This is a genomic window from Comamonas sp. CAH-2 (assembly GCF_009668305.1).
GTDB classification, from domain to species: domain Bacteria; phylum Pseudomonadota; class Gammaproteobacteria; order Burkholderiales; family Burkholderiaceae_C; genus Comamonas; species Comamonas aquatica.
The window spans coordinates 246,549-266,306 of sequence record NZ_VSWF01000001.1; the positions used below are offsets into that span (position 1 = coordinate 246,549).

The 19,758-nt window shown below is 65.4% G+C and carries 15 protein-coding genes; 6 read left to right on the top strand and 9 right to left on the bottom strand.

The annotated features are described in order from the left end of the window. Positions 1 to 65: 65 nt before the first annotated feature. Positions 66 to 947, top strand: a complete 882-nt coding sequence (locus tag FYM52_RS01095; protein WP_154162739.1) for a pirin family protein — start codon at positions 66 to 68, stop codon at positions 945 to 947. 195 nt (positions 948 to 1,142) lie between these two features. On the opposite strand, the gene FYM52_RS01100 is transcribed toward FYM52_RS01095, so the two are convergent. The 4 genes from FYM52_RS01100 to FYM52_RS01115 all read right to left on the bottom strand — a co-directional run bounded on the left by FYM52_RS01100 (position 1,143) and on the right by FYM52_RS01115 (position 6,081). After that, positions 1,143 to 2,765, bottom strand: a complete 1,623-nt coding sequence (locus FYM52_RS01100; RefSeq protein WP_154162740.1) for a methyl-accepting chemotaxis protein — start codon at positions 2,763 to 2,765, stop codon at positions 1,143 to 1,145. An 86-nt stretch (positions 2,766 to 2,851) separates the two neighbouring features. Further along, positions 2,852 to 4,060 carry a tryptophan synthase subunit beta gene (gene trpB / locus FYM52_RS01105; RefSeq protein ID WP_154162741.1) on the bottom strand — a complete coding sequence of 403 codons (1,209 nt, stop codon included), beginning with the start codon at positions 4,058 to 4,060 and terminating at the stop codon, positions 2,852 to 2,854. 110 nt (positions 4,061 to 4,170) lie between these two features. Further along, positions 4,171 to 4,629 carry an SRPBCC family protein gene (locus tag FYM52_RS01110; protein ID WP_154162898.1) on the bottom strand — a complete coding sequence of 153 codons (459 nt, stop codon included), beginning with the start codon at positions 4,627 to 4,629 and terminating at the stop codon, positions 4,171 to 4,173. A 495-nt stretch (positions 4,630 to 5,124) separates the two neighbouring features. After that, positions 5,125 to 6,081: a LysR family transcriptional regulator gene (locus FYM52_RS01115; protein ID WP_154162742.1), complete on the bottom strand. Its 957-nt coding sequence runs from the start codon at positions 6,079 to 6,081 to the stop codon at positions 5,125 to 5,127. A gap of 100 nt (positions 6,082 to 6,181) precedes the next feature. Here FYM52_RS01115 and FYM52_RS01120 point away from each other — a divergent pair, with 100 nt between their 5' ends. Beyond that, positions 6,182 to 7,438 carry an MFS transporter gene (locus FYM52_RS01120; RefSeq protein WP_154162743.1) on the top strand — a complete coding sequence of 419 codons (1,257 nt, stop codon included), beginning with the start codon at positions 6,182 to 6,184 and terminating at the stop codon, positions 7,436 to 7,438. 158 nt (positions 7,439 to 7,596) lie between these two features. On the opposite strand, the gene FYM52_RS01125 is transcribed toward FYM52_RS01120, so the two are convergent. Then, entirely contained in the window at positions 7,597 to 9,075 is a 1,479-nt protein-coding gene (locus FYM52_RS01125) for a PLP-dependent aminotransferase family protein (protein ID WP_154162744.1), read from the bottom strand. A 162-nt stretch (positions 9,076 to 9,237) separates the two neighbouring features. Here FYM52_RS01125 and FYM52_RS01130 point away from each other — a divergent pair, with 162 nt between their 5' ends. Both FYM52_RS01130 and FYM52_RS01135 read left to right on the top strand, forming a co-directional pair. Continuing rightward, positions 9,238 to 10,494, top strand: coding sequence for a benzoate/H(+) symporter BenE family transporter (locus tag FYM52_RS01130; protein ID WP_154162745.1), 1,257 nt, complete (start codon positions 9,238 to 9,240; stop codon positions 10,492 to 10,494). A gap of 4 nt (positions 10,495 to 10,498) precedes the next feature. After that, positions 10,499 to 11,353 carry a YggS family pyridoxal phosphate-dependent enzyme gene (locus FYM52_RS01135; protein WP_154162746.1) on the top strand — a complete coding sequence of 285 codons (855 nt, stop codon included), beginning with the start codon at positions 10,499 to 10,501 and terminating at the stop codon, positions 11,351 to 11,353. Here the strand turns inward: FYM52_RS01135 and FYM52_RS01140 are convergent. From FYM52_RS01140 to FYM52_RS01155, 4 genes are all read right to left on the bottom strand, one after another. Further along, complete coding sequence (locus FYM52_RS01140; RefSeq protein ID WP_154162747.1) at positions 11,341 to 12,861, bottom strand: aldehyde dehydrogenase family protein; 1,521 nt, start codon at positions 12,859 to 12,861, stop codon at positions 11,341 to 11,343. The genes FYM52_RS01135 and FYM52_RS01140 overlap by 13 nt on opposite strands. Positions 12,862 to 12,904: 43 nt before the next feature. Next, entirely contained in the window at positions 12,905 to 13,213 is a 309-nt protein-coding gene (locus FYM52_RS01145) for a hypothetical protein (RefSeq protein ID WP_238826061.1), read from the bottom strand. A gap of 36 nt (positions 13,214 to 13,249) precedes the next feature. Continuing rightward, a complete protein-coding gene (locus FYM52_RS01150; protein WP_154162748.1) occupies positions 13,250 to 14,368 on the bottom strand; it encodes a saccharopine dehydrogenase family protein in 1,119 nt (372 codons plus the stop codon). Between the two features lie 356 nt (positions 14,369 to 14,724). Further along, positions 14,725 to 15,003, bottom strand: a complete 279-nt coding sequence (locus FYM52_RS01155) for a hypothetical protein (RefSeq protein WP_154162749.1) — start codon at positions 15,001 to 15,003, stop codon at positions 14,725 to 14,727. A 219-nt stretch (positions 15,004 to 15,222) separates the two neighbouring features. Between FYM52_RS01155 and FYM52_RS01160 the strand changes: the two genes are divergently transcribed. Together FYM52_RS01160 and FYM52_RS01165 are read left to right on the top strand one after the other, a co-directional pair. After that, the gene (locus FYM52_RS01160; protein ID WP_154162750.1) at positions 15,223 to 17,367 is read left to right on the top strand and encodes an HDOD domain-containing protein; all 2,145 of its coding nucleotides are present in this window, start codon (positions 15,223 to 15,225) and stop codon (positions 17,365 to 17,367) included. After that, positions 17,364 to 19,550: an EAL domain-containing protein gene (locus tag FYM52_RS01165; protein WP_154162751.1), complete on the top strand. Its 2,187-nt coding sequence runs from the start codon at positions 17,364 to 17,366 to the stop codon at positions 19,548 to 19,550. The genes FYM52_RS01160 and FYM52_RS01165 overlap by 4 nt, the downstream gene beginning before the upstream one ends. Positions 19,551 to 19,758: the final 208 nt, after the last annotated feature.

Genomic DNA, 19,758 nt, shown 5'->3' on the forward strand with positions numbered 1-19,758 from the left:
CCGGGCAGGCCCGCTGGGTGGTACAACGTCGCATGTTTGATGTGCCCCACCAGGAGTCTTGCACCATGTCCGAAGCACCCGTCCCGCCTGAACGCATCGTTGCCCGCACCAGCAGCCTGGGGGAGGGTATGACGGTGGCCCGCGTCCTGCCCACCCGGGGACGGCGCATGATCGGCGCCTGGTGTTTTCTGGACCACCTGGGTCCGGTGGATTTTCCGGCCGGCCAGGGCATGCATGTGGGGGCCCACCCGCACACCCGGCTGCAGACCTTCACCTGGATGATCGAGGGCGAAATCCTGCACCGCGACAGCCTGGGCTCGGAACAGGTGGTGCGCCCCGGTCAGGTGAACCTGATGACGGCAGGCTACGGCATTTCGCACACCGAAGACTCGGTCACATCCGGTGCACGCCTGCATGCGGCCCAGTTGTGGATTGCCTTGCCGGCGGCGGTGGCCGACCAGCCGCCCGCCTTTGCGCATTACCCGGTGCTGCCCACCTGGCAGGCGCAGGGTTGCGACTGGGCCCTGATGGCCGGCAGCTATGGCGAACACACCGCGCCCACGCAGCTGCATTCCCCACTGGTGGGCCTGGAGGTGCGCTGTGACCGCGGGGCCACCGTGACGCTGCCGCTGCGCGCGGATTTCGAATACGGCCTGCTGCCGCTGACCGGCGGGCTGGCCGTGGCCGGCGAGACCTGGATTGCGAATGAACTGGCGTACCTGGCCGCCGGGCGCACTGCGGTGACTCTGCAGATGCAGGCCGGCACCCGGCTGCTGCTGATCGGTGGCGCACCGTTTGCCGACCCGGTGACCATGTGGTGGAACTTTGTCGGCCCGGATCTGGCGAGCATCCGCGCCTACCGCGAGGCCTGGCAGGCCCAGAGCGAACGCTTTGGCAGCGTGCCCGGTGGGGAAGGGCGGCGCCTGATGGCCCCGCCGCTGCCCTGAGAACGGGCTATTCGGTTTTGATCGCTGCTTGCGCTTGCTGCACAGGCGCTGCAGGCCAATTCGGCTGATATTGGACGGGTCGGTCTGGGCGTCATGGTACGTGTGGCCGCCCAGGGTGACGACCCCGCCGCTGGCCGAGGGCTCAGCGACGCTGGCTTACCCCCTGTGGCTGTGATCAAGGGGTGAAAATGGCCTCTAGCCTTGCAGCATCAGCACGGGCTGCTCTGATTCCAGGAGTGCCTGTTCGGCCGACGGGACGCCGCCGGGCAGGGTGAACTGCCGCACGGCCTGGTCCAGCACGCCGGCCTGGTCGCGCAGCGAGGCCGAGGCCGCGCTGGACTGCTCCACCAGGGCGGCGTTTTGCTGGGTCATCTGTTCCAGCTCGTCCACGGAGCGCATCACCTCCGCAATCTGGCGGTGCTGGGTGTGGGCTGCCTCGCTGATCTCGGCAATCACCTGGGCCACGCGGTGCACGCTGCCCACGATGTCGTCCATGGTGCTGCCGGCCTGCCGCACCAGGCTGGTGCCGGTGTCCACGCACTGGGTGGAGGCGGTGATCAGCGCCTTGATTTCGCGCGCCGCCTCGGCGCTGCGGCCGGCCAGGGCCCGGACCTCGTTGGCCACCACGGCAAAGCCGCGGCCCTGTTCGCCGGCGCGGGCGGCCTCCACGGCCGCATTCAGCGCCAGGATGTTGGTCTGGAAGGCGATGCCGTCGATCACCCCGGTGATGTGGGCGATGCGCTCGGAGCTCTGGGCGATCTGCGCCATGGTCTGCACCACCTCCGCCGTCACCTGGCGCCCGCGCTGGGCCACGCTGGTGGCGGCCTGGGCGTGCTGGTGCGCGGTTTCGCTGGCCTGCGCGTTGTGCTGCACGCCCTGGCCCAGCTCTTCCATGGCGCCGGTGGTGGTCTGCAGGTGCGAGGCCGTGTCCTCCGTGCGCTCGCTCAGGTGGTGGTTGCCGGTGGCGATTTCCGCGCTGGCGGTGGACACCTGGCCCGAGGCGGCCTGCACCTGGGCCACCAGGCTGCGCAGGGCGGCCTGCATGGCGGCCATGGCGGTCACCAGTTGGCCGACCTCGTCGCGGTTCAGTGCCACGATGTCCTGCGACAGGTCGCCAGCGGCTACGCGCTGCGCCATGTCGCGCGCCATGGTCAGCGAACGCATGATGGTGCGCACGCTGACCACCGTCACCGGCAGCATCACCAGCACGGCGATCAGCACCACGGCGGCCATCAGCCGCTTCATCTGCTCGGCCTGGGCGGTGATCTGCTGGCGGGCGGTGTCCAGCTCGGCCTGGGCCTGCATCACGGCGGCGCTCAGCAGGGCGTCCGCGTCATGGATGGCCGAGCGCACGAACTCGGCCTGCTCGGCCCCCTCGGCCGGGCTGACCAGGCCCTGGCGCACCTGCTCCAGCAGCGGGGACAGGTCGTTGCCATAGCGCTCCAGCGAGGTGTGGACCACGCCCAGCTTCTGGGCGTAGTCCGAGGTGTCGGGCTGCAGCATCCCCAGCATCTGGGCGCGTTCCTTGATGCTGGCCAGCGTGGTCTGCCAGCGGCCCAGCATCTCTTCGGCCCGGTCCGAGCTGTCGGCATTCACGATGGTGTTTTTCTCGGCGATCTGCAGGCTCCCTAGATTGGTGCGCAGCTCGCTGATATCGGTCAGGGTCTGCACCCGGGTGGCGAAGACCTCTTCCACCGTGTGGTGGGTCTGCTCCAGGGCATAAAAGCCCGCGCCGCCAATGGCGGCCAGCATGGCCAGGCAAAACAGGGTGCCGCAGTACAGGCGGCGCTTGATCGACAGGTTGGCAACGAAGTTCATCACGAATCCTTGGGTATGCCCCGCTGCTTATGGCAACGGTATACAAAATGTTTCGCAAATTTCGCGCCAACCTCTTGACGATCGTTTTACAGGTTGAGGATTTTGGCCACGTAGTCCGCATCCTTGTCGCCACGGCCGGACAGGTTGACCAGGATGTGCTGGTCCGCACCCAGCGTGGGGGCGGTGCGCATGGCCCAGGCCACGGCATGGGCGCTTTCCAGCGCGGGGATGATGCCTTCCACGCGCGACAGCGCCATGAAGGCGTGCAGGCACTCCTGGTCGGTGACCGACTGGTACTGCACACGGCCCAGGTCCTTGAGGTAACTGTGCTGCGGGCCCACGCCCGGATAGTCCAGGCCGGAGGCGATGCTGTGCACGGCGGCCGGCGTGCCGTCGGCGTTTTCCAGCACATAGCACTGCATGCCGTGGATGGCGCCGGGCTTGCCCACCGACAGTGTGGCCGCGTGGCGACCGGGCTTGTCCACGCCTTCACCGGCGGGCTCCACGCCGACCAGCTGCACGGCGGTGTCGGGCAGGAAGGCGGTGAACATGCCGATGGCGTTGCTGCCGCCGCCCACGCAGGCGGCCACGAAGTCGGGCAGGCGGCCATGCTTGGCCTGGAACTGCTCGCGCGCCTCGCGGCCGATGATGCTCTGGAAGTCGCGCACCATCATCGGGAAGGGGTGGGGCCCGACCACCGAGCCAATCGCGTACAGGTAGTCGCTGGGGTTGGTCAGGTACTCCTCGAAAGCGCTGTCCACGGCCTCCTTCAGCGTGGCGGCACCGCGCGTCACGGCCACCAGCTTGCAGCCCAGGATGCGCATCTTGGTGACGTTGGGGTGTTCCTTCGCGATATCGACCTGGCCCATGTGGATCTCGCAGGGAATACCCACCAGCGCACAGGCCGTGGCCAGGGCCACGCCGTGCTGGCCGGCGCCGGTTTCGGCAATCACCTTCTTTTTGCCCATGAACTTGGCCAGCAGCGCTTCGCCCAGGCAGTGGTTGATCTTGTGGGCGCCGGTGTGGTTCAGGTCTTCACGCTTCAAGTGAATCTGCGCGCCGCCCAGTTGGGCGGACAGGCGCTTGGCGTGGAAGATGGGGCTGGGGCGGCCCACATAGTCGGCAAACAGCTCGGCCAGCTCCTGCTGGAAGTCCTGGCGCTGGGTGATCTGGGCGTAGGCGACGTTGATGTCGTCCATGGCCTGTTTCAGGTGCAGGGGCACCAGCTGGCCGCCGTAGGGGCCGAAGAAGCCCTGGTCATCGGGCATGGTGGCAAACGTGGTGGCTGTGTGCATGGCAGGGGTCACAAGGGTGGGGAGTGGGTCAAAGCAGTCCCCATCTTGATAGCACGCCAGGCTTACAGCCAGCCGTCTGTACAGGCCCTGCGTGGCAGGGGCGCCGCGGATCAGGCCGTTGGCGGTGCGGACGGGATGTGTGCCTCCACCAGCAGCGCCAGCAGTTGCAGCGATTGCTGCCAGCCCAGGTAGCAGTCCTCGGCGGGGATCATGGCGGGCACGCCTTCCTGCACGATCTGCACCTCGGTGCCGCAAGGCACGGCACGCAGATCGACCGTGGTGGTCATGCTGCCGGGCAGGCTGGGGTCGTCGAACTGGTCGCTGTTGCGGATGCGCACGTTGGGCACCAGCTCCAGGTAGGTGCCGCCAAAGCTGCTGCGCTCGCCCGACCCCAGGTTGATGAAGGCCATGCGAAAGCGTCCGCCGGTGCGGGCGTCCATCTCTTCCACCTCGCAGACAAAACCGTGCGGCGGCATCCATTTGGCCAGGGCGGCGGCACTGGTAAAGGCACGGTAGATGCGCTCCGGGGGCGCCTGGAGTACGCGGTGCAGGCGGATGGTGTGGGCCATGGAAACCTCCTCGGTCGTGGCAGCCAGGGCCAGCCTAACCCCATCGCGGCAGCGCTGCACGGCAAGGCCATGGTGCCGGGATGGCGAATCGATGGCGACCGGGTGCTGTGTCAGGTGCTTGTCCTGCCCGGTCCAACTGCCCTGTGCTGGTGCGGTCACGGTGGGGTTCTGTGCGCGCTGGCCACGGCTGTGGCGGCGGAGTCAACGCTGGGGCGGTCGAATGGCGGGCCTGCAGGCCTTGGCAGGCCAAGTTCACTGCCCGTCACGATTCACGCCTGGGGTGCGCTGGGTCCATCAGGCGCGGCCACACGCCGGCTGTTGGCGTGGTGTGGTCATGCAGGCACTGCACGCCTGGTCTGCGTGGCGTCCTCGCACCTACCCCTGCATGGGGCTCGGCAGGACATCGTGGCCGGGCAGGCCGCAGGGTGGAAGGGGCTGGGCCTTTGCCGTGGGGTGGTCGGTCGACGATGTGGCGATGGCGGTTGGTCCCGTGCCTCACGGCGGGGGCGGTATGACCGAAGCCGCCCGCATGCCGCTGAGCTGCGGCATGGCGGCACGCATGGTGTCCAGAAAGCAGCGCAGCCTGGCCGGGTAGAACGCAGCCTGCGGGTAGACCAGGGAGACAGGCAGTGGGGCGGCTTCCCAGCCCGGCACCAGGTGCTGCAGCCGGCCGGCGCGCAGATCGTCCTGCACCACCCAGGCCGAGGCGATGCCCACGCCCAGGCCGGCCAGGGCCGCGCTGCGCAGGGCGTACAGGCTGTCGGTGGACAGGCGGGGCTGGATGGCCAGGCGCTGCGTGCCGTGCAGGGTGTGCGTCAGGCCCACTTCGCGCTGGTAGAAAGTGTTGAGCGCCATCCACGGCCAATCGGCCAGGTCCTGTGCGGTCGTGGCCGGCGGGTGCCGGGTCACCAGGGACGGCGCCGCCACCACGATGCGCGGCACTTCGGCCAGGCGCAGGGCGATGACGGCCGGGTCCTGCACCTGGCCCACCTGGATGGCGCAGTCAATGCCTTCGGCGATGAAGTCTGGGCGGCGGTCGTGCAGCATCCATTCCACCTGCACCTCGGGGTAGCGGCGCAGGTAGTCCAGCAAGGGCGCCATCAGCTGGTCCTGGCCGAAGGCATGCGGCACCAGCACGCGCAACTGGCCCCGGGGCACGTCCTGCACGCCGCGCAGATCGGCCTCCATGGCCTCCCAGTCCCGCACCAGCGACTTGGCATGGGCGTAGCAGCGCTCGCCGTCCACGGTCAGCTTCATCCCGTGCGTGGAGCGCTGCAGCAGGCGCAGGCCCAGCGCGCGCTCGAGCTGCTGCAGGCGGCGGCTGACGGTGGGTTGGGTGGTGCCCAGTTGCAGGGCGGCGGCCGAGAGGCTGCCGGCTTCGACGATGCGCACCAGGGTATGCAGCAGGGCAATGCGGTCGCTGCCGCTGCCGCTGGAAGGCGAGGTTTCCATACGTTAAGCGTATAGCAAATCTACAAGCCAGACCACTACCCGCGCGCTGCTGATATACGGAAACTCTGCAGCATTGATAGCAAACATCTGGACGTTGAACATGTCATCCATTCCATCTGCGTATGAAATGCGCAGCACGCACACCACCCAGGCCTCGCAGGGCGTGACCCACCCACCGGCGCCGCCGGCCATCGGCGCACGGCTGCTGCTGTTGCTGTTGCTGGCCACGGCCGCGGGTATCAGCGTCGCGTCGCTGTACTACAGCCAGCCCATGCTGGGGGTGCTGGGCGCCGATCTGCAGGCCCCGGCCAGCACCGCCGGCTGGGTGCCCACGCTGACACAGCTGGGCTATGCATTGGGCATTTTGCTGCTGGCGCCGCTGGGGGACCGGTATGACCGCCGCCGCATCATCTTGGCCAAGGCTGCGGCTTTGGTGCTGGCGCTGCTGGTCAGCGGTCTGGCGCCTGGCATGGCCAGCCTGCTGGCTGCTAGTTTGGGCGTGGGCCTGGCCGCCACCATGGCGCAGGACGTGGTGCCCGCCGCAGCCACGCTGGCCCCCGCGGCCCAGCGCGGGCGCATGGTGGGCACGGTGATGACCGGGCTGCTGCTGGGCATTTTGCTGTCCCGCGTGGTCAGTGGCCTGGTGGCCCAGTTCTGGGGTTGGCGCAGCATGTACCTGCTGGCCGCTGCCGCCATGGCCCTGTTGGCCGTGGCCGTGTGGCGCGGCCTGCCGCACTTTGCCCCCACCACCCAGCTAGGCTGGCCGGCACTGATGCGCTCCATGTGGGGGCTGTGGCGCCAGCATGCGGCCTTGCGCCGTGCGGCGCTGGCCCAGGGGCTGCTGGCGGTGGGCTTCAGCGCCTTCTGGTCCACGCTGGCGGTGATGCTGCACAGCCAGTTCCAGCTGGGGGCCGCCGCGGCGGGGGCCTTGGGGCTGGCCGGTGCGGCTGGGGCCCTGGCCGCCCCACTGGCCGGGCGCATGGCCGACCGCCGTGGCCCCGAGCTGGTGACGCGTGCCGGCGCCGCGCTGGCAGCGGCCGCCTTTGCCAGCATGGCGGCGATGCCCTGGCTGGGGGTGCAGGGCCAGTTGCTGCTGATCGTGGCGGCAGCCGTGGTGTTCGACTTTGGCGTGCAGGCCGTGCTGGTGGCGCACCAGACCATCGTCTACGGCATTGCGCCCGAGGCGCGCAGCCGCCTGAATGCGCTGCTGTTCACCGGCATGTTCGTGGGCATGGCCAGCGGTGCGGCCATCGGCAGCTGGGTGCTGGACCATGCGGGCTGGCTGGGCGTGGTCGTGCTGGCCACCGTGTCGGCCCTGGCTGCCCTGGGGGTGCGCTGCTGGCCGCACGGCCGGTGAGTGCTATGGACGCCCTCCCGTTGCGCAGCGCCAAAGCAGCACTTGGACGGCAGGGCCGGTGCGTGTGGCTGCAAGGACCGGTGTGGGGCCTGGTCTTGCCAGTGCCAACTTGGGATGGACATCGGGGTGGTCAGCCTGGGCCGAGGCTGTTGCCCGTTTCAGGCAGGGTGGCGCAGCGCGTGCAGCACCTGGGCCAACTGGCGCACCCCGGCCTCCAGTTCCATGGGGGTGTAGGCCGCAAAGCCCATCAGCACGCCCTGGTGGCGCGGTGGTCCGCTGTACAGCGCCGACAGGCCCGCCAGCGTGATGCCGGCGCGTGCGGCGGCCGCCACCAGCGTTGCTTCCTGCAGCCCGCCGCGCAGGTGGCAGGCCATCTGCATGCCGCCTGCGGGCACCTGGGGTTCCAGCCAGTCGGCCAGGTGCGTGCGCAGCAACTGGGCCAGCCGATCGCGGCGCTGGGCGTAGACGGTGCGCATGGTGCGGATGTGGGCGCCCAGGTGACCGCCTTCGATGAAGCGCGCCAGTGTCAGCTGGGCCAGGGGCGCGCTGTGCCCGTCCTGCAGGGAGCGGGCGACGGTCATGGGGGCCACCAGCGCGGGCGGCAGCACCATGTAGCCCAGGCGCAGGCCTGGAAACAGCGATTTGCTGAAGGTGCCGATATAGAGCGTGCGCCCGTGGGCGTCCAGCCCCTGCACGCAGGCCGTAGGCTTGCCGGCGTAGTGGAATTCGCTGTCGTAATCGTCCTCGAGGATCCAGCTCTGGTGCTCCCGGGCCCAGGCGATGGCGGCCAGCCGCCGCTCCAGCGACAGGGTGGCGCCGGTAGGGTACTGGTGGGACGGGGTCAGGAACATCGCCTGGGCGGGTGGGGCGGCGGCGAGGTGCTGCACCTGCATGCCCTCGGCATCCAGTGGCACGGGCTGGCAGACCAGGCCGGCGGCGTCAAAGGCCTTGCGCGCACCATGGTAGACCGGGTCTTCGATCAGGATGCGGTCACCCGGGTCCAGCAGTACCTGGGCGCACAGGCTCAGCGCCTGCTGGGTGCTGGTCAGCACCAGCACCTGCTCGGGCGTGGCGCGGGCGCCGCGCTCCAGGTTCACATAGTCGGCAATGGCCTGGCGCAGCGGCAGCACGCCCTGTGCGGGGCTGTGCTGCAGCGCGCGGTGGCCGTATTCCTTGAGCACCTGGCGCTGCAGCCGCTCCCAGGTCGGCAATGGGAAGTTGCGGGTCTCGGGCACCCCGGGGACGAAGGTATGCGGCATCGGAAAGTCGCTTACCCCCCCGGCGGCCAGCATGGCTTGGCCACGTTGGCTCAGTGGCGGCGCTGCGGCCAGGCTGGCTGCTGTGGGGCGTGCCGGCAGGCGCCGCGCCTGCTGGGACACCTGGCTGCCGCTGCCCACGCGCCGGGTGATGAAGCCTTCGGCGTGCAGCTGGCTGTAGGCCGTTTCCACCGTATCGCGCGACACCGCCAGCGATTGCGCCAGTGCACGCGAGGCGGGCAGGGGCCGCCCGGCCGCCAGTTGGCCGTCGAGGATCAGCTGCCGCAGGCTGCGTTGCAGCCGGGCGTGCAAGGGCAGGGCCCGGTGGGCGGGATCGGCCATCCAGGCTTTGACGGATTCGAGCAAGGCGTGTTTGAACAATTGGTCTGGCTGATGGTGAAAAAGTGGCTGGCTACAGCATGCCATTCGGATTTTATAAACGATGCATACCCAGGCCGTAGCCAAACCGTGTTCCATCGGTCGAGCAACGCCTGGGCAGGTTCGATTGTTTGACTGTGTGATCTGTTGGAAAGTTGTTCAGGCATGGCCCATACCCCGGCTTCCGTTTCTGTGTCCGCGCGGCTGCGTCTGCGCGATGTGTTCCATCCCGCCGTGGCGGGGCTGGTATCGGTCATCGTCAACTACGGCGGTACCTTCATCCTGGTGTTCCAGGCGGCCCGGGTGGCCGGGCTGGACGCCGCACACACGGCGTCCTGGGTGTGGTCACTCTCGATGGGCGTGGGTCTGACGGGCCTGCTGCTGAGCTGGATGACACGTGCCCCCATCATCACGGCCTGGTCCACGCCGGCGGCCGCGTTTCTGGTGACGGCACTGGCCAGCACGCCGTATGCCGAAGCCGTGGGCGCCTACCTGGTATCGGCTGCAGCCTTTGTGGTGCTGGGGCTGTCAGGGGGCTTTGAGCGTGTCATCCGGCTGATTCCAGCGGGTGTGGCCACGGGGCTGCTGGCGGGGATTCTGCTGCCCTTCGGCATGCGGGCCTTTGGTGGCATGGCGGTGGAGCCGGCAATGGCGCTGCTGCTGATCGTGGCCTATGTGGTGCTCAAGCGCATTGCCGCGCGCTATGCGGTGGTGGGTATTCTGCTGCTGGGGCTGGCGTTCCTGGTGCAGCAGCAGCGTGTGGACCTGTCGGGGCTGTCGCTGCAATTGGCGGCCCCGGTGTACACCGCGCCAGCCTGGTCGCTGGACAGCCTGCTCAGCGTGGCCCTGCCATTGTTTCTGATCACCCTGACGGGGCAGTACATGCCGGGCATGCTGGTGTTGCGCAACGATGGCTTTGCCACCAGTGCCAACCCGATCGTGACGGTGACAGGTCTGGGTTCGCTGCTGATGGCTCCGTTTGGTGCGCATGCCTTCAATCTGGCGGCCATCACGGCAGCCATTGCCACGGGGCCTGAAGCCCATGAAGACCCGTCCAAGCGGTGGATCGCCGGCGTGGCTGCAGGCCTGGCTTATTGCCTGGTGGGGGTGTTCGGAGTGACACTGGCCGCGGTCTTCATGGCGTTGCCTGCCGTTTTCACCACCACGCTGGCCGGACTGGCCCTGCTGGGAACCCTGGGCGGCAGTCTGGCGGCTGCCCTGGCCGATACCCGTACCCGCGAGGCGGCGCTGATCACCTTTCTGGCCGCTGCGGCCAACATCCAGTGGCTGGGCGTTGGGGGCGCGTTCTGGGGCTTGCTGATTGGCCTGCTGGCCCATGCCGTGCTGCATGGCCGCATGCCCCTGCGTCTGCGTCTGCGTGATGCTGCCTCGCGGGTGTTTTCTTCTGCCCGCAAGGTCTGAACATATGCCATCCGATACCGTTTCTTCTTTCACGACCCGCACCGGGCATGACCAGCATGGTCGCTACCCCCAGGCGCTGACCCTGGCGGATTTTCAGCACAACCTGGCGGCGGTGCAGGCCCGCATGGCCGCTGCCTGCCAACGCGCCGGGCGGGATGCGGGCAGCGTGCGGCTGCTGCCGGTGAGCAAGACCCAGCCCGCAGACAGACTGCGCCTGGCCCATGCGGCGGGTTGCCGCATGCTGGGCGAAAACAAGGTGCAGGAAGCCTGGGGCAAGTGGGAGGCACTGCAAGACCTCACCGATCTGCGCTGGTCGGTCATCGGCCATTTGCAAACCAACAAGGCCAAGCTGGTGGCGCGCTTTGCCTGCGAGTTCCAGGCCCTGGACAGCCTGCGCCTGGCCGAGGCTCTGGACCGCCGTCTGCAGGCCGAAGGACGCGCGCTGGATGTCTTTGTCCAGGTCAATACCTCGGGCGAGGCCAGCAAATACGGACTGGCACCGGAGGCGGTGCCGGCATTCCTGCAAGCCTTGCCCGCCATGTCGGCGCTGCGGGTGCGCGGCCTGATGACGCTGGCGTTGTTCTCCCATGACAGCGCGCGGGTGCGCCAGTGTTTCGTGCGCCTGCGCAGGTTGCGGGACCAGTTGCGGCAGAGTGCCCCGGCGGGCATGTCCCTGGAGGAGCTGTCCATGGGGATGTCGGGCGACTTTGACATCGCGATTGAGGAGGGCGCTACGGTGGTGCGTGTGGGCCAGGCTATTTTCGGGGCCCGGGCTGTACCGGACCAGCACTACTGGCCAGGGCTTGCGGGCCCGGTGGAGACGGGAGGTGGCTCAGAGCGACCGATTCACCCGAACTGAATGCCCTGGGCCAGGGGCAGCTCGCGCGAGTAGTTGATGGTGTTGGTGGTGCGGCGCATGTACTGTTTCCAGGCGTCGGAGCCGCTTTCGCGGTCGCCACCGGTTTCTTTTTCGCCGCCAAAGGCACCACCAATCTCGGCACCGCTGGGACCGAGGTTGACGTTGGCAATGCCGCAGTCCGAGCCAGCAGCGCCGAGAAACGTCTCCACCTCGCGCAGATCGTTGGAGAAGATGCAGGAGGACAGACCTTGGGGCACGCCGTTGTTCCAGGCGATGGCCTGCTCCAGCGTGTCGTAGGTCAGCACATAGAGCAGGGGCGCAAAGGTCTCGTGCTGCACGATGGCGGTTTGTGCCGGCATGTCCACGATGGCCGGTGCCACGTAGTAGGCATGGGGGAATTGGTCGGCCAGCACGCGCTGACCACCGGTCAGCACGGTTCCGCCCTGGGTCTGGGCCTGGGCAAGAGAATGCTGCATCGCATCCAAAGCGGCCCGGTCGATCAGCGGGCCTACTAGTGTGCCGGCCTGCAGCGGGTCGCCGATGCGCAGGCTGGCATAGGCTTTCAGGAGCTTTTCCAGCAGCGTGGCCTTGGCACTGCGGTGCACGATCAGCCGGCGCAGCGAGGTGCAGCGCTGGCCCGCCGTGCCCACGGCGCTGAAGACGATGGCGCGCACCGCCAGGTCCAGATCGGCCGCGGGGGTGACCACCATGGCATTGTTGCCCCCCAGCTCCAGAATGCGCTTGCCAAAGCGGGCCGCCACCTTGGGGCCCACGGCGCGGCCCATGCGGCTGGAGCCTGTGGCGGACACCAGCGCGATCTGCGGGCTGTCCACCAGGGCCTCCGCGACATCGCTGTGGCCGAGCACGATCTGCGCCAGACCCGGGGGCGCACGGTCGCCAAAACGTGCGATCGCCCGCTCCAGCGCCTGGAAAGTGGCCAGGCCCGACAACGGGGCTTTTTCCGAGGGTTTGAAGATCACCGGGTCGCCGCACACCAAGGCCAGCGCCGCGTTCCAGGCGAACACCGCGCTGGGAAAATTGAAGGCTGTGATCACGGCCACAGGCCCCAGTGGGTGGTACTGCTCCATCATGCGGTGGCCGGGGCGTTCGGACACGATGGTCTTGCCATGCAGCTGGCGTGACAGGCCGACGGCAAACTCGCAGATGTCCACGCCTTCCTGCACCTCCCCCAGGCCTTCCTGCAGGATCTTGCCCACCTCGCGCGAGATCACCTGGCCGATATCGGCCTTGCAGCGGCGCAGCTCTTCGCCCCACAGCCGCACTAGCTCGCCGCGCACCGGGGCGGGCACCAGACGCCATTGCAGGAAGGACTGGGCCGCACGATCGATCACGGCCGGCATGGCGGCCACGGGCACTGCAGCCAGCTGGGCCAGCGTGGCGCCGTCGATGGGGGAGCGCACGGTGATGCCATCGCCTTGGTGGGCGGCCAGATCGATGCCGCAGTGCGACAGCACGGTGGAAGAATCGGTAGCAGAAAGCTCGCTCATGGGTGCTCCTTGGCAGAGGACAGGGTGTGTGGCGCGATGGGTTTCAGGCCGTGGTACAAGATCCAGGCCGCGGCGAGGTGCACCAAGGGATAGGCCAGCACGTAGGCTGCCAGTTCCAGGTAGGTCGACAAACTGTCCGCTGCAAAAACAAGGTGTGTACCAGTGCCGTCAGCAATCCCGCCGTATATGCCAGCAGCGCCAGATAGGCCGCAGTGGTGGCCACCTGCAGCACTGTGCGCCGCTGTTCCGGGACCCGCAAGGCACCGGCACGCAGTTGCCGGGGGATGTGCAGCAGGCGGTAGATCGCCAGCATGAGCAGGAAGGGCAGGGCGATGGCGGGCAGAACAAACATGGCAGCGGGCGAAAGAGGCAGACCCTGGCAGGGTGATCAGGCGTCGGTATTGCCGGGCGCCGCCGGAGCGGGCAACAGGGATTCAACGTAGCGCCCCACACGGGTGTTGCGCAAGGCGGAAAGCGTGCATTGCTCCTGTCGCACAAAGCCTTGTTGCGGCAGCAGGCCCTGGGCCCACAGTTCCACCGCCGCCAACACGCCAGCGGCCGTGGTCAGTTCGATGGCCGTGCGCTGCCGCCCGCGCAGCGGTGCACCGTAGAGCCGGGCGCTGTGCGTGACCTGTTCCAGCCGACCGCTGCGCAGACCTGTGGCCGTGGCGGCCACCACCACCATGTCGTCCCGGCTGTGGGGCACAGCACCATTCAGCACCTGGCGCAGCAGATCGTGCCGCTCGATCAGGCGCAGCCCGTGCAGCAGCAGGTGCATGGCGTCGCGGTGGCCCGGGTGGCGAATGGTCTTGTAGTTCAGGTTGCGCACGCGGCCGGCCAGCGTTTCGCACAGCGTGCCCAAGCCACCAGAGGTGTTGAAGGCCTCGAACACCTGCCCGTCGAGGCTGAGGTTTTCCAGGCCCTCCAGGGGTTGCACATTGGTGAGCTGGCCGCCCACGATGGCGTCACAGGGGTTGCAGTATTCGTTGATGACGCCGTCCGGGCTCCAGGTGAAGTGGTAGCGCAGCGCATTCAGGGCGTGCAGCGTGAGCGCGCCCACACGCAGTTGCAGGTCATAGAGCTCGTCAAACTGCCTGGCCAGATGCCCGCCCAGCATGCCGATCAGCCCAGGTGCCAGTCCGCACTGCGGCATCAGCACTGCCCGTGCCCGGGGTGCCAATGCGCGGATGGTGCGAGTGGCCGCCACATCCTCGGTCAGATCAAAGTAGTGCACGCCCCGCTGCGCTGCTGCCGTTGCCACGCGTGCCGCGCAGAAAAAGGGCAGGGCATTGATGACAAGGCTGTGGGCGGCCAGCGCGGCGGTGAGTGCCGCATCGTCTTGGACATCCAACTGCAGGTGGCGCAACAGGGGATCGCTGTGGGGTGGAGCCGGCTGAACATCCGCCAGCGTGACCGGCATCTCATACAGCTCGGTCAGCATGTCGGCCAGGGTGGTGCCGATCTTTCCCGCGCCGAGAACCAGGATGTGGTGTGCATGCATGCTCATGGCCCGCTCCTTTGCAGCGCCGCTGGCTGAGGGGCAGGGCTTGCTGTGGAAAGCTGGGGCAGCCGCTCAGACCATGCGGGTGATATCGCTTGATAGACCGCACCACCATTATGGGACGGTGCTTGTGCGTCTTGACCGCGACATTTGCTTAATCCTGTGCAGCAGGGCTAATGGTGCAGGTGTGGGATGGGGTGCAAGAAACAGCGACGTCCGATGCGGTCTGACCGATGTTGCGCGGACTGAGGAAAGCTGTAACAACGCCCCCTTGGGATAGTGAGCGACTGCATGCCAGTGATGGGGGCGTATCAGCCTGGGCGAAATGTGGATTCGGGACGCAGATTTTCACGAGCCTGTGGCTATTCGGAAAGCAATCGCGTGGCGTGCATATTGGAGGTCATCGGGTATTCCATGATCTGGCCGCGGGTGTTGGGAATATTGGTATCCCACATTTGTTCCATTTTGGTGCGATGCTCAATTCGCAGCAGCAGCGATATTCTTCCCGGCTTGGCGATAGGCCGACGATGCGTCGAACCAAGATATTGGTGGCTTGAATGCTTGTGCGTGACAACCCACCGGATGCTGTCAACGTCGTGGGTCAGCGAAGAAAGTCCATTTGAAATTTGCGAGAATTGCAAGGCAATGAAGCAGCATCTGAAGCACGATTGATGAATAAATAAGGGAAGGTATAAAGCAGTTTTTTTGTTGTGTAGGACAAGCGCGCTTTCAAATGCAATATGTCTGTGTGTTGTTGTTTGTGATTATCACTGGACGGCTGTTGTGCCGATTTATTGCTTGCGTATCAAAAATAACTTATAGAATTTTTGACACAACCACAGATCAAAGCAAAATCAACCATGCATCGACTACCAGAGGTCGTTCGGGAATCCGTAGAAACCGGGAAGATCCCGTCGCCACCTGAAGTTTTGGTGCATCTGATGCGGGCGATGGAGGACGAGGCCTCCTCCATTCCCGATCTGGCGCAGATTGTCAGCCAGGACCCTGGCTTGGCAAGCCGCATCCTGTCGGTCGCCAATTCCCCCGCACTGCGGCGAACGAAAGAACTCACGACGATTGAAGACTGCCTCACATCCATCGGCATTCGATTGGTGCGTGCCTTGGTCACATGCCTGTCTATCCAAAGGCTGTTTGACAAAGACCAGAAGCTTTCATTGGCCGAAGTGGCGGATTTCTGGTGCCATTCACTGCTGGTGGGTGAACTCGCACGGGGCATTGCCGAGCAGGCTGGCTTGCACAAGCCCGACGATGCCTATCTGTCCGGTCTGTTGCACGACATCGGTGAATTGATCTTGCTGCAGGCCATCGGCGACCCCTATCGCCAATTTCTGGCGAATGTCTCGGCCCGTCCTTCGTTGACTGCCGATGAGGAACAGCTTTTTGGCACGACACACGGTGAGGTCGGTGCGTGGCTGATCGCTCATTGGGGGCTGGATTCGGTGCTGGCCGATGGCATTGCGTTTCACCATGCCCGTGCCACGGAGATAGCCGCAGCGACAGCGTTGCCGCAAGCCGTGTGGCTCGCGCAGGCGCTCACGCTGCTGGAGGAGGACGCGGCTGAATACGGGGCACTGATCGAGCGCACCGCGCTTGCTATCGACCCCGTGGCCTTGGTCGTGACACGAGCGCGTGCGGTGGAGCGCACCCGGCAGATTGCGGAGGCCATGGGGATCGCGGTGGCTGCGGAATTCCCGCAACGTGCCCTCCAGCAGGTACCAGCGACCAGCGTGCCAGCCATGTCACTCAGCCCGGCTGAGAGTGAGCTGTCGGTGATGGTGGGAGGCATGGCCTTGCTGCAACCCCTGCAGCAGGATTTGCTGCAGCTGGGTAACGTCCGGGAGGTGTTGCTGGCGCTGCGAGAGTCTGCGCGCATCCTGTTTGAGTTGCCCAGCATGGCCATCTTGCTGGTTGATGCCTCCGGTGCAGCCTTGACCGGCGACGGGGTGGAAGGTCAACCCTCGCTTTTTCGCCAACTATCGATCCCTTTGGCACCCGCCGCATGTCTGGTGGCGGCGGCTGTCGCCGATCACCAGGTCAGAGCATCGTTTGCCAGCGCCCAGCCGCTGGCCTTGCTGGACCAGCAATTGGTGCGCGCCCTCTCGGCCGATGGCCTGCTGTGCATTCCGTTGGTGGCCCGCCAGCGGACGGTGGGCGTGATCGTCTGCGGTCTGTCCTCTGCGCACTACACAGGCCTGCAGCGGCGTATTCCGTGGTTGAAGCATTTTGGAAAAATCGCCGCCTTGAGCCTGGAGATTGCGCTGGTGGCCGAACAACAGCGACACCAGGCCGAAAAGCAGCGAACCCAGCAATTCATCCGGCACGCACGCCAGATCGCGCACGAAGCCGGTAATCCGCTCGGCATCATCAAGAGCTATTTGAAGATTCTGGAGCGCAAGCTGCCCGAAGACAGCGTTGGGCAGGAGCTGGGAATCCTGGCAGAAGAAATTGACCGTGTGGCCGGGATTGTCGGAAAGATGGCCGATGAACACACCCAGAACGTGGCGAGCCAGGGCACGGACCTGGCAGCCGTGTTGAGCGATTTGCTGGCCCTGTATGCGGACCCTCTATTCAAAGAAAAAGGGATCCGAGTTGAAAAGCAAGTGCCCCCGGCTGAAATCCTGGCATCCGTGGAGCGCGACAGCTTTAAGCAGATCGTGCTCAATCTTTGGAAGAATGCATCAGAGGCCTTGGGTGCGGGTGAGCTGGTCAAAATTGTCCTGATTGACGGGGTGGTGCACGGTGGCACCCATTACGCGCAGCTTCGGATCGATGACTCGGGCCCGGGCATCTCCGAAGCGAAAATCCGTACCCTGTACGAGCCTGCCGTCATTTCCACGACCCAAACGCGTGGATTGGGCCTGTCACTGGTCGGGCGCCTCGCCAGGCAGGAAGGGATTTTGATCACCTGCCGCAGCCAGCCAGGCGCGGGGACCTGCATCGAACTACTGGTTCCAAAATTCATACCGGAGAGCGCACTCACATGAATGCCATCAGCATCCTGGGCGTTCCCGACAAGCCCCAAAGCTTGGAGACTGGCGGCCATCTCTTGATCGTGGACGACGAAACGCGCTTTCGGACAGCCTACAAAACCTTGCTGGCCCACGAGCAGCGGGTCATCGAGGAGGCCGAGAACGGGCAGGAAGCCTTGTCCAAGCTCAAAGAGGGAACAATCGATCTGGTGATCCTGGATTTGAAGCTGCCGGACATCTCGGGTCTGGAGATCATGGAGTGGTTGACGGCCAACAAGATCAACACCACCGTCATTGTCTTCAGCGCCGACAAATCCATCAATTCCGCAATCCATGCCTTGCGCCACCGGGCTTTTGAGTTCCTGCGCAAAGATTGCGATCCAGACGATATGTTGTTGGCGGTCGAGCGCGCTTTGAACCACCGGCAGCGTGACAAGGAGCACGCCAGCATCTCGGCGCAGCTCAAGCACTCAGAACGTCTGCACCGCTTCCTGGTGGAACAGTCCCCCGACATCATCTTTACGCTCAACAAAGAAGGGTTCTTTACCTTCATGAATGGCCGCGTATACAGCCTGCTGGGGTACGAGGCCGATGAGTTGATCGGCAAGCACTATTCGCTGATCGTTGACCCGCGCGACTACCTGCACGTGCAATATGCGTTCAAGGAGCGGCGTGTCGGCCTGCGCGCCACCAGCAACAAGGAAGTGCGCTTTCGCGTCAACCCGGTGTCACCCAAGGCCAGCAGTGGCAGCGAGATCACGGTCATCCTCAGTACCCAGGGCGTGTACGAGGCCCAGGATATCGGGCAGACCGGACGCTTTGTGGGCACAGCCGGAGTGGCCCGCGATATTTCCGAGCGCAAGCGCGCGGAAGAAACGATTGCCTTTCAGGCGTTCCACGATTTGCTGACCAAGCTGCCCAATCGCAACCTGTTCATGGACCGCCTGGAGATGGCGATTGTCGAGGCGAGCCGCCGCAAAGAAAAACTGGCCGTGATGTTTTTCGATCTGGATCGCTTCAAGCTGGTCAACGACACCTACGGCCACCCCGTGGGCGACCAGCTCTTGCGGGAGTTCGCGGCGCGTGTGCGCAAATGCCTGCGCAATGGTGACACCCTGGCGCGCCAGGGGGGCGATGAATTCACCGTCTTGCTGCCGTCCCTGGCGCATCGCGATGACATTGCCGTGATTGCGGAAAAAATCCAGGCGGAGCTGCGCAAGCCTTTCCGGGTCTCGGACACGCAGTTTCTGGCGACGACGAGCATTGGCGTTGCGGTCTATCCGGACGATGCGACGCATGCCGCAGAACTGATCCGTTGTGCCGACATGGCCATGTACCAAGTGAAAGGCCAGGGCAAAAATGGCTGCGCAGCTTTTCTGCCGCACATGCAGACCTCCTACCTGAACCGCTTGTCCATCGAGAATGACCTGCGTGAAGCCGTCAAACAAGGCAACCAATTCGAGCTGTACTTTCAACCGCAGATCGAGGCCTTGACCGGCAAGGCAACCGGCCTGGAGGTACTCATACGTTGGCACCATCCCAAGGAAGGGATGATCAGCCCTGATGTGTTCATCCCGATCGCTGAGGAAACCGGCTTGATCGTGGCCATCAGTGACTGGGTGCTGTGGAAGGCCTGCTCCCATTTCGCGGCGTTGAGTGCCCTGGGTTTTGACCACCTGCGCCTGGGCATCAACCTCTCGCCCCGTGAATTTGACCGCAGTGACTTCATGGAGCGTATCCAGGTACCGCTGGAGGAGTTTGGTGTGCCGCCCCAGTCCCTGGACATTGAAATCACCGAGAGCCTGTTGATGAAGGATGTCGAAAGCATCGTGGCACGCATTCAGCGCCTGCGTGATACAGGGATCCACATCTCCATCGATGATTTCGGCACGCGTTATTCATCGTTGAACTACTTGCGCCGGTTCTCAGTCAACCGCATCAAGATCGATCAATCCTTTGTGCGTGACCTGGGCCTGTCGCAAGACTCCTACGCCATCATCCAGGCGATTGTTGGCATCGCCAAGAATTTCAAACTGAACGTGATTGCCGAAGGGGTGGAAACGGCGCAGCAACTGGAGATGCTGCACCAGTTGGGGTGCAACGAGATGCAGGGCTACTACTTCAGCCGCCCCTTGCCTTTTGAAAAGACGGTGGAGTTCTTGAAGACCACGCCACAGCACGCTCTCGGTTGCCCATAGGGCGGCATGCGCTGGGATGAGGCACCTGGCCAATTCGGGGTGGCAAATCTGGCGCAGGGTGTCCTCACACAACAACCGCCGGACTTGATGCACGGATGCGGAGGAAGGCGGGCCTTGCGTGTCTGACGCATCAGCGCACAGCACTGCGATATGCGCCATACATGGATTGCGTGGGGAGTCGCTTTCAGCCGGTTGCGTCAACTAGGTG

Bases quoted from the DNA above. Each gene is read 5' to 3' on its own strand.
- FYM52_RS01165 (WP_154162751.1), top strand. From the start codon at position 17,364: ATGAATGCCATCAGCATCCTGGGCGTTCCCGACAAGCCCCAAAGCTTG.
- trpB (WP_154162741.1), bottom strand. From the start codon at position 4,060: ATGCACACAGCCACCACGTTTGCCACCATGCCCGATGACCAGGGCTTC.
- FYM52_RS01130 (WP_154162745.1), top strand. From the start codon at position 9,238: ATGGCCCATACCCCGGCTTCCGTTTCTGTGTCCGCGCGGCTGCGTCTG.
- FYM52_RS01115 (WP_154162742.1), bottom strand. From the start codon at position 6,081: ATGGAAACCTCGCCTTCCAGCGGCAGCGGCAGCGACCGCATTGCCCTG.
- FYM52_RS01150 (WP_154162748.1), bottom strand. From the start codon at position 14,368: ATGAGCATGCATGCACACCACATCCTGGTTCTCGGCGCGGGAAAGATC.
- FYM52_RS01145 (WP_238826061.1), bottom strand. From the start codon at position 13,213: ATGTTTGTTCTGCCCGCCATCGCCCTGCCCTTCCTGCTCATGCTGGCG.
- FYM52_RS01160 (WP_154162750.1), top strand. From the start codon at position 15,223: ATGCATCGACTACCAGAGGTCGTTCGGGAATCCGTAGAAACCGGGAAG.
- FYM52_RS01100 (WP_154162740.1), bottom strand. From the start codon at position 2,765: ATGAACTTCGTTGCCAACCTGTCGATCAAGCGCCGCCTGTACTGCGGC.
- FYM52_RS01140 (WP_154162747.1), bottom strand. From the start codon at position 12,861: ATGAGCGAGCTTTCTGCTACCGATTCTTCCACCGTGCTGTCGCACTGC.
- FYM52_RS01135 (WP_154162746.1), top strand. From the start codon at position 10,499: ATGCCATCCGATACCGTTTCTTCTTTCACGACCCGCACCGGGCATGAC.
- FYM52_RS01095 (WP_154162739.1), top strand. From the start codon at position 66: ATGTCCGAAGCACCCGTCCCGCCTGAACGCATCGTTGCCCGCACCAGC.
- FYM52_RS01120 (WP_154162743.1), top strand. From the start codon at position 6,182: ATGTCATCCATTCCATCTGCGTATGAAATGCGCAGCACGCACACCACC.
- FYM52_RS01110 (WP_154162898.1), bottom strand. From the start codon at position 4,629: ATGGCCCACACCATCCGCCTGCACCGCGTACTCCAGGCGCCCCCGGAG.